This window comes from Cyclobacterium salsum, from assembly GCF_010119245.1.
Classification (GTDB): Bacteria; Bacteroidota; Bacteroidia; order Cytophagales; family Cyclobacteriaceae; genus Cyclobacterium; species Cyclobacterium salsum.
The window spans coordinates 161,621-177,034 of record NZ_WNKG01000007.1; the positions used below are offsets into that span (position 1 = coordinate 161,621).

Consider the following 15,414-nt stretch of genomic DNA (forward strand, 5'->3'; position numbering starts at 1 on the left):
AAAAATGAAAAAAACAGGTTTTTCCCTCCTATTGGCAATAGGAATTGTATTGAACAGCTTTGGTTGGGGTCAAAACGGTCACAGAGTAGTCGGGCAGATTGCTAGCTGGCACCTCAATAAAAAGGCGGCAAAGGCTATAAAACGAATTCTTGGTTCCGAGTCCCTTGCCATGTCCGCCAACTGGATGGATGAAATAAAATCCGATCCTGAATACCGGTACCTAAACCCCTGGCATTATCTCACGATCAAAACCGGAGAGGGCTACGACCCGGATATTCAGGAAGAAGGGGGAGATGCTTTCAGCAAAACCAACATGATCATCGCAGCCCTTCGCAACGGAAACCTGGATGCTGAGACAAAAGCGATTTATCTTAAAATGCTCGTTCATTTGGTGGGTGATTTACATCAACCCCTGCATGTGGGCACGGGAGAAGATCGGGGAGGAAACGACGTTAAGGTGTTTTATTTCAATCAAAGTACGAATCTACATGCCGTTTGGGATACCCAAATCATTGAAGGAAAAAACCTAAGCTATACAGAACTGGCCGAACACCTGAACAGACGCGCCGATAAGTCTCTAATTCGAAAATATCAACGTGAGCCCCTGGAAAAATGGCTACAGGAAGCAGTAGGATTGCGCCCGATCATCTACAATTTGCCCGAGAACAACCGGCTATCTTACGAATACGGATACCAGACCTTTCCGATCATAGAAGAGCGTTTACTGGCAGGAGGCATTCGCCTGGCGGGAATCTTAAATGAAATTTTTGGTTAAAGCGCTATTTACCTGCGGCTAAAACCAACAGGTCTATTCGTTTGGGCTGGCAAGCCTGTAGAGTCTGGGCACAAGCGGCCAAGGTGGCACCAGTGGTCATTACATCGTCAATGATTACAATTTTCTTGTTTTTCACCTGCTCAGGATCGATAACATCAAAAACATCGCTGACGTTATTCCAGCGTTCCATCCTGCTTTTATTTGTTTGACTTTGGGTAGGAACCAGTCTTACCATCAGGTTGGCCAGGGTAACCTCTAACTCTGATGCGAGGCCCTTTGCCAGTTCCTCGCTCTGATTGTATCCTCTCAGCCTGTATTTTTTACCGTGCAGGGGAACCGGTACAATCAGGTCCCAGGCTTCCTCATAACCGTGCTCCTTCAATAAACGACCATACATTTGCCCTAAAAGCCTCGCAAGAGCAGGCTTATTCTTATACTTTATCTGATGAAGTAATTGTTGACTCATTCCACTTTTCGAAAACCGCAAATAGGCCAATACCTTATCGGCTGGAGCTAATCCAAGAACCTTGGTTTTAAGATCATTGTGTTCCGGGATCAAATGATAATCCGTTACTGGTAATCGGGAAATACAGATTTTACATAGCTGATCTTCAAAGGGAAATAGGCTTCGTTTACACAGGCAACAGGTTTCAGGAAAAACCAAGGAGAGAAAATCCTGCCAATAATTGAAACGCATACCTAAAATGGGTTGTTAATAATTGTTGAGCCGTTTTACCTGTTATATTTGTAAGTGCTTACTGGAAATGAATTTACCTAAAATTCACAGTGAATAAAAGGTTTTGCAGCAACAAGTGCAAAACCAAGAAAATTAACGAATCATGGCATTAGTCAAAAAGGACCTCGATCTGGAAAAAAGATGGGGCAAATTATTAGAAGGATTACAACAGCTCCTCGGAAAAAAACCTACAGACATGAATGCCGTATTGTTTATCATCGGTGTTCATGAATTGGGCAAAGGACCCATGCATTTTTCCAAAGAGGAGAAGCAGGATTTGATGCATATAGCCACATGCAAAGTGCTAAGTTTATCCGGCTTTTATTCTCTGGATTTTATTGACCAGGATGGATGGCCCCATTGGAAACTAGAAAAATCCTTGCCCCACTTGGACAGTACAGAACAGGAAAAGATGTTAAAACTACATGTTTTGGAGTATTTTGAAGCGGAATTTGAAATAGATATACAATGAAAATAGTTTCCTACAATGTGAACGGCATTCGGGCAGCTTTAAAAAAAGGGTTTCTGGAATGGCTCAAGGCTAACAATCCGGATATTATCGGTCTTCAGGAAATTAAATCCCTGGAAAACCAGATCGACACCTCTCTTTTCAAAGACCTTGGCTATGAAGTCTACTGGTATCCGGCCGTAAAGAAAGGATACAGCGGTGTTGCCATCTTGACCAAACAAACTCCGGATCAGGTAACCTATGGCATGGGCGTGGATGCGTACGATGATGAGGGACGAATCATCCGGGCGGATTACGGTGACTTCTCATTTATCAGTGCCTATTTTCCCTCAGGTACTACAGGAGACATCCGTCAGGATTTCAAGTACCGTTTTCTGGATGATATTTATGGGTACAGTCAAGATTTACTCCGGGAGCTACCAAACTTAATCGTAAGTGGTGATTACAATATTTGTCACAAAGCAATCGATATTCACAATCCGGTAGCCAACAAGAACACCTCCGGTTTCTTGCCAGATGAGCGGGCATGGATGGATAAATTTACCGACACCGGGTTTGAGGACAGCTTCCGTCTGATGAATCAATCGGAAGATCAATATACCTGGTGGAGTTACCGGGCCAATGCAAGGGCTAATAATAAAGGCTGGCGTATTGATTACCACATGACGAGCCCGGAAATCAGTAGGCGTGTAACACATGCCGAAATTCTCTCGGACGTACATCATTCCGATCATTGCCCCATACTGTTGGAGTTAGCTTCAAATTAAATAAAATCATGATTAAAGGATAAAGAATCAATGAAATCAATAAAAATAGCAATTCCTTCTTTGATTGAAAATATTACGATCATTGAAAGTTTCATTGATAATGCCCGCGAAAAGTTTCACATCAACGATGACATATACGGCAATATCATGATTTCGGTAACGGAATGCGTCAGCAATGCCATTATGCATGGCAACAGGGAGGATAAGAAAAAAACGGTCCGGTTGGAACTACGTTTTTTAGACGATCAGATAAAGTTCATTATCGAGGACGAAGGGGAAGGATACGATTACCAACATTTAAATGATCCCACTTCTCCTGAAAACCTAGAAAAATCGGGTGGGAGAGGAGTATTTATAATGAAGCACCTTTGTGATGAAATTCAATTTGAGAACCAGGGAAGTAGAATCACCCTTACTTTTTACATGAATTGACATGGCCATCTATTTCTTTGAAGAAGAAACGCAAGCAAAACTCAAGCGAAAAAGAATCGTAAAGAGATGGATACAAGAAACTGCGATAAAGAAGGGATTTCGTGTCCAGTCTCTGAATTATATCTTTTGCACAGACCCCTACTTGCTTACCATTAACATCACGTACCTGAACCACGATACCTACACCGATATCATCACCTTTGATCAATCAGAAACAATAGGAGAAATTGAAGCTGATATTTTCATTAGTACTGACAGGGTAAAGGAAAATGCCTCTCAACAGGATTCCGATTACCAGACCGAATTATTAAGGGTGATGATTCATGGTGTTTTGCATTTGTGCGGACGTAAGGATGGTTCGCCTGAAGAAAAAACCCAAATGCGTAAGGAAGAAACCGAAGCATTACAATTATTTCAGGGTTTAAGTGTTCCACGTGGAACACCAAAACCATAAGAATTACCATTTACCTGTTCCACGTGGAACACCAAAAGAAAAATTATGTTTCCAACATACGATGTAATAGTAGTAGGAGCTGGTCATGCAGGATGTGAAGCGGCTCATGCTGCCGCCAAGATGGGTTCATCAGTACTATTATGTACCATGAATATGAATACCATTGCCCAAATGTCTTGTAACCCAGCCATGGGAGGCGTTGCAAAAGGGCAAATTATTAGAGAAATCGACGCACTAGGGGGGATGTCTGGAATCATTTCGGATAAATCGATGATTCAATTCCGAATGCTAAACCGATCAAAAGGACCGGCCATGTGGTCACCCAGATCTCAAAATGATCGAATGCGTTTCGCTGAAGAATGGCGATTGGCACTAGAGGGAACACCTGGAGTAGATTTTTGGCAGGAAATGATTACGGGTTTGATCGTAAAAGATAATCGCATCCAGGGTGTCAAAACGAGTTTGGGCTTAGAGATCAAATCCCGCTCCGTAGTCCTTACCAATGGAACATTCTTAAATGGGATCATCCATATCGGGGAAAAACAGATGGGAGGGGGGAGAACCGGAGAACGGGCGGCTAAAGGTATAACCGAAGAATTGACGGCCCTTGGTTTCGAGTCCGGCAGAATGAAAACCGGAACACCCCCACGAGTCGACGGACGAAGTTTAAATTATGAGCTAATGGAAGTTCAGGAGGGTGACGAATTTCCTGAAAAATTCTCCTATTCTCCTGATACCGCGCCTCCTTCCTCACAACGAAACTGTTGGATCACCTATACCAATAAGGAAGTTCACCAAGCACTGGAAACCGGTTTTGATCGATCCCCTATGTTTAATGGGAGAATTCAAGGCCTGGGTCCCAGGTATTGCCCAAGCATAGAAGATAAAATTAACCGCTTTGCTGAAAGGGACAGGCATCAGATTTTTGTTGAACCAGAAGGGTGGAATACCGTAGAAATATATGTAAATGGTTTTTCCACCTCCTTACCAGAGGACATCCAATACAAGGCCCTAAGAAAGATACAAGGATTTGAACAAGCAAAAATGTTCCGACCTGGATATGCGATCGAATACGACTTCTTCCCACCTACCCAATTAAAGCAAACCCTCGAAACCAAATTAGTTGCCAACCTGTTTTTTGCTGGTCAAATAAATGGTACAACTGGATATGAGGAAGCAGCCTCTCAGGGATTGATTGCCGGTATGAATGCACATAACACCGTTCACGAAAAAGAGGGTTTGGTGCTTAAACGATCCGAAGCCTATATAGGTGTTTTGATCGATGACTTAATAAATAAAGGAACAGAAGAGCCTTATCGCATGTTTACCTCCCGGGCAGAATACCGCTTATTACTCAGACAGGATAATGCTGATTTGCGTCTGACAACCCTGGGTTACGAACAAGGCCTGGCAACAGAGAAATCATTTAATTTGATGAAGGAAAAAGAAACGAAAACAAGGGAGTTAATCAACGAACTAGAGAAATTACGCTTTCCTCCGGACTCCATAAACCCCCAATTAGAAGCACTTCAAACGGCAACCATCAAAGAAAACACCACCGCAGCCAAACTCATTAAACGCCCTCATTTAGGAATAAAAGAATTGATAGGAATTAGCCCGTCACCCATAAAAGAAACGTTAAACAGCTACCCTAAAACCACCTTGGAACAAGCTGAAATTCAAATCAAATACCATTCCTATATTGAAAAAGAACGATTGATGGTCGAAAAGATGAACCATTTAGAAAACCTCTCGATTCCTAATCATATGGATTATGCGGGTATTAAGGCACTATCGGCAGAGGGACGGCAAAAACTCAACCGTATCAAGCCAGCTACCTTAGGGCAAGCATCCCGCATAAGCGGCGTTTCCCCTGCTGATATGTCCATTTTAACCATCTATCTAGGAAGATAATATGTACGAACGATTAACCAAATGTCCCCTATGTAAAAGCGGGCTTTTTATTAATCAACTGGTCGTAGAAGACAAGGCTATCAGTAAGGAATCCTTTATTATATGTGCCTGTAAAAATTGTGATTTATGGTTTACGAATCCACGTCCAAACGAAGAAAATATCGGATCCTATTATGAATCGCCCAACTACCGCTCTCATCAAGACAAAACCAGCAGCATAACCGATTTCCTATACCAGATCGTCCGAAAATATACCCTTCGACAGAAACTAAAATGGATCAATTCCCGCTATCCAAAAAAAGGTAAAATACTCGATTATGGTTGTGGTATGGGGCTTTTTGTTAAAACATGCCAGGCCAACGGCTGGGAGGCTTATGGACTAGAACCTAATGCCAATGCCGCTCATATCGCCAAATCTAAACATCAATTAACATTAATACCCAGCCTAGAGGCACTTCATAAACAAAAAAAATTCGATATCATTACCTTATTCCATGTATTGGAACACGTGCATTTGTTAAACAAAACGGTAAAAATCCTTTTAGGCCGCTTAAAAAAACGCGGCTTACTATTCGTCGCTATCCCCAACCGAGAGGCACCTGATGCAAAAAAATTCAAAGAGAATTGGGCGGCCTGGGATATACCCCGTCATCTCTATCACTTCAATGTCAAATCCATGCAGTATTTGGCAGAAAAACACGAATGCCGTATTGTAGAGATCATCCCAATGAAATTTGACAGTTATTATGTATCTCTATTAAGTCATCAATACATAGGATCAAAAAACAAATTTGTTAAGGCCATTAAATCCGGCTTCCAGTCAAATAAGGAAGCTAGTAAAACCGCTAAGAATCATTCCAGCCTACTTTTTATCTTAAAGAAAAAATGAAACCATTATCCCTAGGTCTAACATTAGTAGTAGCCGTTTTATTTCTTAATTCATGTGCCAAGCAAAGTTCTCCCATGGGAGGACCACAAGACGAAGACCCACCCATTTTATTAAGTTCATCACCAAAAAACGAAAGCATTAACGTAAAACCAGAAGTCATATCCCTGGAATTTAATGAATACGTACAGCTAGAAAACCCTAATCAAACGGTCATCATTACTCCAAAGTTAGAAACAAGCGAAATCGAATACTTGGCCATTAAAAATGGCATCACTATCACTCTGAACCAAGATCTGGAAGACAGCACCACCTACCTTTTCAATTTCCAAAATAGTATTCAAGATATCACCGAAAATAATCCAGCAGAACGCCTTAAACTCGTCTTTTCGACGGGACCTACCATCGATAGCTTAACCGTATCAGGAACAGTGGATTTTATTCACCCTTACGATAAACCCGATTTTGAAGATGTCATTATCGGTTTATACCAGAATTCAGATACAACCGACCTTTTTACCTCAGCTCCCTATTATATAACTCAAGCTGATTCCGCCGGAAACTTTAAAATCACAAACATTAAGGAAGGAACGTTTCGTGCCTATGCCTGGTACGACGAAAACAATTCCCTAAAGGCGGAATTCAGAAATGAAGCATACGGGTATTTAAAAGAACCTTTGGAAGTAACACAAAACATATCAAATCTGCACATTAACCTGGCAAGAGCAGATTTATCGCCATTAAAAATAAATCGCTCTGCCAGTACGGGTTCGAATTTTGACATTGTTTTAAGCAAGCCTCCAGCCGAGTTCGAAATCAACCACGCTTACAAAAACGAAGAACTTTTTTATCGATTGGAAGATAATACCATTCGCATATACCATCGCAACCTAACAAACGACAGCACCGAAATCCAGTTACAAATATGGGATTCTGTAGGGGTACAGCTAGATACACTATTGATGGCTGTCTTTCAAGAAAGCGAACGATCCAAAGAAGACCTCGAAATTACGACCAATTCCAATTTAAATTTCATAGACGAAATTAACGCCGAGTTAACCTTTAATAAACCCCTATATAGCATTGCTTACGACTCTCTTTACTTTTCCTATGATTCGGCCTCGATCATACCTATTACTCCAGACATGGTATCTTTTCCAGATAGCAGCCACTTACGAACCAAACTCAAAATTATAGCTCAAATTCCTGATTCCATACCACAAAGTAAATTTACCCTATACGCTTCAGATTCTACATTCCAGGATACAGAGGAAATCTGGAACACCCAGGAAATCAAAACGACCTTTACACGCCTAAAATCTGATAACCTGGCAGACGGTATTTACGGAAATATCAATACATCGAAAAAACCCATACTGGTGCAATTACTGTCAAACCAAAATAAAGTCATAAAGGAACAATACCTCACTGATACTACCTATTTTGAATTTACCGAATTAGAAGCTTCTACCTATAAAATACAAGCTATTGTCGATACAAATAGTAATCGACGATGGGACCCAGGTAACTATATCCAAAATATTCAACCAGAACTAATTTTCTACTACATAGACGAAGAAACTGGAAATGACGAGCTAATTTTAAGGGGAGGATGGACCTTAGAGGACCAAAACATTCAACCCAGAAGAAGTTCGGGATTTGAAACCAATAATAACGCAGGTAAAGACTATGACTTTATTAAGATACCTTTAGAAATGATCAAAATAACTAATGAGGACTTAACTAATTGATATACAATTGATTAAAAAATCAACACAAGTCGAATACGAATGTGTATAACCTAAATTAATACGAGTATAAATGAACCAATAAGCAATTCCATCAACAACCTAAAGCTTATTTCCAACATAAATGCTAAAACCAATTCAACGCCTGGGGATAAATCGATATTTATTCACAGGTTTCCACCAGCTTGCCAACAGGAAACTTATACAGCAATCAGTTTAAGCAGTTATCCACCCTATACTTAATGTTCTAAACATCTGATTCATTTCCAAACGATTACAAGAATATTTCATGTGAATTGTATGTGGACTAGTCCATTACTATTCGGTTAGCCGGTTACTAACTTTTAATCGGCACACTTACCCACATATCCACTCCATAATAATAAAGACTATTTTTTTATAAATTAATTTTTCTTAAAATTATAACGTTGTGGATAGCCGCGTTCAAACGCCAACGATTTGTTCTGATCCGTTTTTGATAAACGTGAAGAATTCCAAAAAACCGGAATTTATTATGCATGCATAATTATTTTTTGTAAATTAATGGGAGCAAGAAGCAAATGAGGAAAGAAGAGACGATAGATTACCATATAAAGACCTGTTGGCATTCGATTTCGAGAATTTATAATCAGAAAGCCCAAATCGAAGGGATAACCGGGTCTATGGGTTTTGTATTGATTAACATACACTCTTCCGAAGGTACTGCTGCTACCAAAATTGCCCCCATGATGGGCTTGGAATCGCGTAGTTTGACCAGGATTCTAAAAGCAATGGAGCAAAAGCATTTGATCGAAAAGCATCCCGACACCAAGGATGGACGCTCGGTAAGAATCTTCCTGACACCAGCCGGAAGGGAAAAGAAATTGGTAGCCGTAAAAACCATTAAGGAGTTCAACGAAAAGATTCGAGATGCGTTAACAGATGAGGAGGTCAACAGTTTCTTTAAACTATTTGAAAAAATTCATACTGTCATTGAAAAAATCGAAAAGTAATTTAACCGGAAAAAAAGGTAGCCAGCTGAAATCAAAACTTTCCATGAAACGAACGATAAAGAAAATAGCCGTTTTAGGATCCGGAATAATGGGATCTAGAATAGCCTGTCATTTCGCCAATATAGGTGTAGAAGTGTTACTTCTAGATATTATACCAAAAAGTCTAACAGAAAAGGAAGCGCAAAAAGGCCTCACATTAGAGGACGAGGTGGTTAGAAATCGTATCGTCAATGAAGCATTGGAAAGCGCACTTAAATCCAAGCCATCCCCCATTTATTCAAGCGATTTTGCAAAGCACATTACTACTGGAAATTTGGAGGATGATCTTCCGAAGATTGCATCATGTGACTGGATCATTGAAGTAATCATAGAGAACTTGGAAATTAAACAGGGGCTTTTCGAAAAGGTAGAACAGTTCAGAAAGAAAGGCACGCTGATTACTTCCAATACATCAGGTATTCCAATACACCTGATGGCGGATTCCCGATCGGAAGACTTTCAGGAATGCTTTGCCGGAACTCATTTTTTCAATCCTCCCCGGTATTTACGTTTATTGGAAATAATTCCTGGCCCAAACACCTTGCCTGAACATGTAGATTTTTTGATGGAATACGGAGACCGGTTTTTAGGAAAAGAAACGGTCCTCTGTAAAGACACTCCTGCTTTCATTGCCAATCGAATAGGAGTCTATGCGATCATGGCGGCCATTCATACGATAGAAAAAATGGGGCTGGGTGTATCCGAAGTGGATAAAATGACCGGAACGGTTATAGGTCGCGCTAAATCGGCAACCTTCAGGACGCTCGACGTGGTAGGACTAGATACCACGGTTCACGTTGCTAATAACCTGTACAAGGTATTGGAGCATGATGAATCCAGGGATACTTTTAAACTTCCAAAAAGTGTACAGGTATTAAGTGAAAATGAATGGTACGGTGATAAAAGTGGAAAGGGGTTTTTCCACATGATCCGGCATGAAAATGGCAAAAAGGAATTAAAGGAAATCGATTTTGAAACATACGAATATAAACCGGCTGAAAAGCCAAAGATCAAAGCCCTTGAAAAGGCAAAAGGCATCGATAATTTAAAGGAAAGGATTCGTTTTCTGGTTAATTTTGAAGATGTCGCCGGAGAATTTTACCGGGCTACGTTTTACGATCTTTTCCGTTATTGTTCTTTCCGAATTCCTGAAATTGCGGACGAGCTGTACCGGATTGACCAGGCAGTAAGCGCTGGCTTTGGTTGGGAATACGGACCATTTGAAAATTGGGATATCCTGGGAGTGAAGGAAACGGTTGCCAATATGGAAAAGGCAGGCGAGAAACCGGCATCTTGGGTTTATGAAATGCTGGAAACCGGCATCGCTTCTTTTTACACTGTAAAAAATGGAAAGCGGCATTATTACGATATTTCGGATAAAGCATATAAAGAAGTACCTGGCCTGGAATCGTTCATTTTACTTGACACCTTAAAAGCTGCTGACCGTAAGGTTTGGTCAAATGAAGGAGCCAGTATTTACGATATTGGAAATGATGTTTTAGGACTGGAGTTTCATACAAAAATGAATTCGCTTGGCCAAGAGGTGGTAGAAGGAATCAATACCGCTATTTCGATGGCTGAAAAATCCTATAAAGGGTTGGTCATAGGAAATGAAGGAGCGAATTTTTCGGCGGGAGCCAACCTGGCCATGTTATACATGTTTGCCGGGGACCGTGATTTTGATGAGATCGATGTGATGATTGCTCAATTTCAAAATACCATGATGCGGGCGAGGTACTCTTCCGTTCCGGTGGTAGTGGCTCCTCATAATATGGCTTTGGGAGGAGGTTGTGAACTTTCCTTGCATGCGGATAAGGTGCAAGCTCATGCTGAGTTGTATATGGGTCTGGTAGAAGTAGGGGTTGGACTGATTCCAGCTGGCGGCGGGACCAAGGAAATGGTTTTGAGATTTTCTAAAAACCTGGTTTCAGGAGATGTGGAATTAAACCGGCTTCAGGAATCATTTATGAATATAGCGATGGCCAAGGTTTCTACCTCAGCGGAGGAGGCCAAAGGATTGGGATACCTGGAGCAGAAGGATTCTGTTTCCCTTAACCGAAAACGGCAATTGGCCGAAGCAAAGCAACAAGTTTTGATGTTATTTGAAAGTGGGTATTCGCAGCCCATAGAAAAAAAGAATATACGCGTTCTTGGGAAATCCTCTCTGGCACTTTTCGAAGCAGGAATCACTGGAATGCAGTATGGGAGTTATATTTCCGATCACGATGCAAAAATTGCACGAAAATTGGCCTGGGTAATGAGTGGTGGAGATCTATCGGCACCAACTGAGGTCAGTGAACGTTTTTTGCTGGAATTGGAAAGAGAGGCTTTTCTAAGTCTGACAGGTGAACAGAAAACCCTGGAAAGGATTCATAGCATATTATTCAAAGGCAAGCCTTTAAGAAATTAATCGGATAAAATAGCTGTTGAGATCGATCATGTTGCCATCAACCAAACCGAAGGGACTGGCGAAAATTAGTTTATTCAGCAGCATACTTGAGTGTAAATTGGTATACGCAAATTCGTAAAGAATATAATAATGGATGCATACATAATCAATGGATACCGATCCGCAGTAGGTAAGGCAAAGAAAGGAAGTTTCCGTTTTTACCGCCCCGATGACCTGGCTGCAGATGTAATCAAATACCTGGTGGCGCATACGCCCGGATTGGAAAATAAACGGGTAGATGACTTGATCGTAGGAAACGCTATACCAGAAGCTGAGCAAGGAATGCAAATGGGAAGGATGATTTCTCTTTTGGCCCTTGGAGAAGAAAATCCTGGTTTTATAGTTAACCGTTATTGTGGTTCGGGATTGGAGGCGATTGCCCTGGCCACCGCAAAAATTAATATGGGGATGGCCGATTGCATTATTGCTGGAGGAACGGAGTCCATGTCCCTATTACCGATGATGGGTCACAAGACGGCGTTGAACTGGGATATTGCATCCAAGAACCCCGATTATTACCTGAGTATGGGATTAACGGCCGAAGAATTGGCCAAAGATTACAAGGTAAGCCGGGAGGATGCTGACCAATTTGCTGTCAAATCTCACGAAAAGGCACTAAGTGCTATTAAGGAAGGCCGCTTCAAGGATGAGATTGTTCCAGTGGAAGTGGAAGAAACCTATTTAGACGAAAATCAAAAACGAAGAACCAGAAAAAATACCGTGGACACGGATGAAGGACCACGTCCGGGTACCAGTATGGAAGTACTGGCTAAATTGAAACCCGTATTTAAACAAGGAGGGCAAGTGACTGCAGGCAATTCCTCACAAACATCGGATGGTGCTGCTTTTGTGGTGGTAATGTCTGAGAGAATGATGAAGGAATTAGGGTTGGAACCCATGGCCCGTTTGCTATCGTATGCTGTAGCTGGCGTTGAGCCCAGAATAATGGGAATAGGTCCTAAATATGCCGTTCCTAAAGCCTTAAAGCAAGCGGGACTATCTCTGAATGACATTGACTTGATAGAGCTGAATGAGGCTTTTGCTACCCAAGCCCTTACCGTAATTCGTTCACTGGATTTCAATCCGGACATTGTGAATGTAAATGGAGGTGCCGTGGCATTGGGGCATCCTCTTGGTTGCACCGGGGCGAAGCTCTCCGTGCAAATCATCAATGAACTAAAAAAGCGGCAAGGAAAATATGGGCTGGTGACTGCCTGCGTAGGAGGCGGGCAGGGAGTAGCTGGCGTAATCGAGCTGTTGCACTAGTAGTTCCGTGGATATTAAGGTAATCACGTTTTCGCAAATGAATGGTATATGGAAAAATTACGTAAGAAGAACAGCTTAAACGGAGGGGCGTTTCTAATTCAGGAAACAAACTTTTCGGATATTTTTATTCCTGAAGCCTTCAGTGAAGAACAAATGATGATGGCTCAGGCCTGCCAGGATTTTATGGACAAAGAAATCCTGTCCCGCATGGAAGAGATTGACAGCATGAAACATCCCGACCTGGTACCTACCATACTGAAAAAAGCAGGTGAACTGGGATTGCTGGCCATTTCCGTCCCCGAATCTTATGGAGGGCTGGGAATGAGCTTTAATACCTCTATGCTGATAGCCGATATCATCGGTGCAGCAGGCTCATTTTCTACGACCTACGGTGCACACACCGGCATTGGAATCTTACCCGTATTGTATTACGGGAGCAAGGAGCAAAAGGAGAAATACCTGCCCAAATTATCCAACGCTGAATGGGCTGCCTGCTACTGCCTGACCGAACCCGATGCCGGCTCGGATGCGAATAGTGGCAAAACAAAGGCAACGCTGAATCCGGAAGGAACGCATTACGTCATTAACGGACAAAAAATGTGGATTTCGAATGCCGGATTTGCTGATTTTTTTATTGTATTTGCGAAAATAGATGATGATGCGAACCTCTCTGCCTTTTTGGTGGAGAAAGGTTTTGGAGGCATCAGCATGAATGAAGAAGAGCATAAAATGGGTATTAAAGGGAGTTCTACCCGACAAGTGTTCTTCAACGATTGTCCGGTGCCGGTAGAAAACATGCTCTCAGAGCGGGGTAATGGTTTTAAGATTGCGGTCAATATTTTGAATATCGGGCGGATCAAATTAGGAGCGGGTGTTTTAGGAGGATGTCGTCGGGTCTTGGGTCTTGCGATTCAATATGCGGCGCAACGAAAGCAATTTGGCGTTTCCATTGATTCTTTTGGAGCCATGCAAGCCAAACTTGCGGAAATGGCGATTCGAACCTTTGCTTGCGAGTCCCTTTGCTACCGGGCAGGACAAGATGTGGAAGACCGAATAGAAGCACTGGAGGCCGAGGGAATGGAGCCAGCCAAGGCCAGGTTAAAAGGAGTAGAACAATTTGCCATCGAATGTGCGATAGCCAAAGTCCATGGTTCGGAAGTCTTGGACTATGTAGTAGACCAGGGAGTTCAAATTTACGGAGGTATGGGATATTCGGCTGATGCGCCCATGGAGCGGGCCTATCGGGATGCTCGAATATCCAGGATTTACGAAGGAACCAATGAAATCAACCGCATGCTAATGGTCGGCATGCTGCTCAAGCGAGCAATGAAAGGCGAGTTGGACATTGCCGGTGCCGCCAGGCAGGTGTCCGAAGAATTGAAGTCGGTGCCGGATTTTTCTGATAAAGACTACTCTCATCCACTTTCCGGCGAAAAATACGCTTTGAAGAACCTCAAGAAACTTTTTTTGATGATTGGTGGACAGGCGGCCAATACGCTGGGGGAAAAACTGGAGGAAGAACAAGAAATCATGATGAACCTGGCCGATATCATGATAGAGATATATGCCGCTGAATCAACTTTATTGCGAGCTGAGAAGCTTTATGAACAAAAAGGAGAGCAGGCTTCGAAACAACAGCTTTCCATAAGCAAAGTTTACTTGTATGAAGCCGAAGAAAAAATTCGTAGTGTTAGTAAAGAGGCCATACTTTCTTTTACCTCCGGCGAGGAGCAAAAATTCCTGCTAATGGGTCTAAAAAGGTTTTCCCGGTATGGGGAAACCATCAATCCAAAAGAATTACGTAGGGAGATTGCGGCGGCATTAATCGAACAGGGGAAATACTTCTTTTTTCATGCCTAACAAGGAAACCTGAAAACGAAAACATGAACCAACCGGAAGTGTGGCTAAGAGGATCTGTTCCTGATGTCCCTTTTTTCTTGCAACCTGCAGCCCATGCATTGTTACAGACCCAGGAAGAGCTGGAAGGATACATGCGGGACTTTCCGGAGAAATGGTTGTGGAAATCGGTAGCAGGAAGAGCCTCGGTTGCTTTTCACTTGCGTCATTTGACGGGAGTGCTTGACCGCTTGCTTACCTATGCCGAAGGAAAGGAATTGAGTTTAGCTCAGCTGGAATATCTGAAAAATGAAACCATTGCTGATTCTACAGGGAGTGAAGCATTGGTGAAGCTCTTTCGGATAAAGGTGAGTGAAGCGCTGGATATTTTCAAAGAAACTCCGGAAGAAAAATTGCGGGAGTCCCGAACGGTTGGAAGGAAAAAGCTACCGAGCAGCGTTATGGGACTTTATTTCCATGCTGCCGAACATAGCCAACGGCATTTGGGGCAATTACTAGTTACCTGCAGTTTCGTAAAAAATTTAGCGGCTTCATCAGCAGGAAAATCAGATACCTAATTATTTTTCGCGGGTCCATACTAACCATATCATGCATTCAAAACTTACCTGGCAGCCCAGACGTAAACTTATT

Annotated in this window: 14 protein-coding genes; 13 read left to right on the plus strand and 1 reads right to left on the minus strand. The window is 42.2% G+C overall.

Translation table 11 applies throughout. The annotated features are described in order from the left end of the window. The first annotated feature begins 4 nt into the window (after window positions 1–4). The gene (locus GJS45_RS13800; RefSeq protein ID WP_162342445.1) at window positions 5–775 is read left to right on the plus strand and encodes a S1/P1 nuclease; all 771 of its coding nucleotides are present in this window, start codon (window positions 5–7) and stop codon (window positions 773–775) included. A gap of 4 nt (window positions 776–779) precedes the next feature. On the opposite strand, the gene GJS45_RS13805 is transcribed toward GJS45_RS13800, so the two are convergent. Further along, window positions 780–1,472: a ComF family protein gene (locus GJS45_RS13805; protein WP_162342446.1), complete on the minus strand. Its 693-nt coding sequence runs from the start codon at window positions 1,470–1,472 to the stop codon at window positions 780–782. A 142-nt stretch (window positions 1,473–1,614) separates the two neighbouring features. On the opposite strand from GJS45_RS13805, the gene GJS45_RS13810 reads away from it, so the two are divergent. From GJS45_RS13810 to GJS45_RS13865, 12 genes are all read left to right on the plus strand, one after another. Further along, a complete protein-coding gene (locus GJS45_RS13810) occupies window positions 1,615–1,983 on the plus strand; it encodes a hypothetical protein (protein ID WP_162342447.1) in 369 nt (122 codons plus the stop codon). Continuing rightward, entirely contained in the window at window positions 1,980–2,747 is a 768-nt protein-coding gene (locus GJS45_RS13815; protein WP_162342448.1) for an exodeoxyribonuclease III, read from the plus strand. The genes GJS45_RS13810 and GJS45_RS13815 overlap by 4 nt, the downstream gene beginning before the upstream one ends. Window positions 2,748–2,777: 30 nt before the next feature. Next, on the plus strand, window positions 2,778–3,179 hold the full coding sequence (locus tag GJS45_RS13820) for an ATP-binding protein (protein WP_162342449.1): 402 nt from the start codon (window positions 2,778–2,780) through the stop codon (window positions 3,177–3,179). A 1-nt stretch (window position 3,180) separates the two neighbouring features. Beyond that, a complete protein-coding gene (gene ybeY / locus GJS45_RS13825) occupies window positions 3,181–3,633 on the plus strand; it encodes an rRNA maturation RNase YbeY (protein ID WP_162342450.1) in 453 nt (150 codons plus the stop codon). 45 nt (window positions 3,634–3,678) lie between these two features. Further along, window positions 3,679–5,547 (plus strand): tRNA uridine-5-carboxymethylaminomethyl(34) synthesis enzyme MnmG, encoded by a 1,869-nt coding sequence (gene mnmG / locus GJS45_RS13830; RefSeq protein ID WP_162342451.1) that lies wholly within the window; start codon window positions 3,679–3,681, stop codon window positions 5,545–5,547. A gap of 1 nt (window position 5,548) precedes the next feature. Further along, window positions 5,549–6,436, plus strand: coding sequence for a class I SAM-dependent methyltransferase (locus GJS45_RS13835; RefSeq protein WP_162342452.1), 888 nt, complete (start codon window positions 5,549–5,551; stop codon window positions 6,434–6,436). Continuing rightward, complete coding sequence (locus GJS45_RS13840) at window positions 6,433–8,184, plus strand: Ig-like domain-containing domain (RefSeq protein WP_162342453.1); 1,752 nt, start codon at window positions 6,433–6,435, stop codon at window positions 8,182–8,184. The genes GJS45_RS13835 and GJS45_RS13840 overlap by 4 nt, the downstream gene beginning before the upstream one ends. A 557-nt stretch (window positions 8,185–8,741) precedes the next feature. Next, a complete protein-coding gene (locus tag GJS45_RS13845; RefSeq protein WP_162342454.1) occupies window positions 8,742–9,173 on the plus strand; it encodes a MarR family winged helix-turn-helix transcriptional regulator in 432 nt (143 codons plus the stop codon). A gap of 43 nt (window positions 9,174–9,216) precedes the next feature. Further along, window positions 9,217–11,622, plus strand: coding sequence for a 3-hydroxyacyl-CoA dehydrogenase NAD-binding domain-containing protein (locus GJS45_RS13850; protein WP_162342455.1), 2,406 nt, complete (start codon window positions 9,217–9,219; stop codon window positions 11,620–11,622). 129 nt (window positions 11,623–11,751) lie between these two features. Then, on the plus strand, window positions 11,752–12,927 hold the full coding sequence (locus GJS45_RS13855) for a thiolase family protein (protein ID WP_162342456.1): 1,176 nt from the start codon (window positions 11,752–11,754) through the stop codon (window positions 12,925–12,927). Between the two features lie 48 nt (window positions 12,928–12,975). Beyond that, window positions 12,976–14,787 carry an acyl-CoA dehydrogenase family protein gene (locus GJS45_RS13860; RefSeq protein ID WP_162342457.1) on the plus strand — a complete coding sequence of 604 codons (1,812 nt, stop codon included), beginning with the start codon at window positions 12,976–12,978 and terminating at the stop codon, window positions 14,785–14,787. A 23-nt stretch (window positions 14,788–14,810) separates the two neighbouring features. After that, window positions 14,811–15,341 carry a DinB family protein gene (locus tag GJS45_RS13865; RefSeq protein ID WP_162342458.1) on the plus strand — a complete coding sequence of 177 codons (531 nt, stop codon included), beginning with the start codon at window positions 14,811–14,813 and terminating at the stop codon, window positions 15,339–15,341. The last annotated feature ends 73 nt before the right edge of the window (window positions 15,342–15,414 follow it).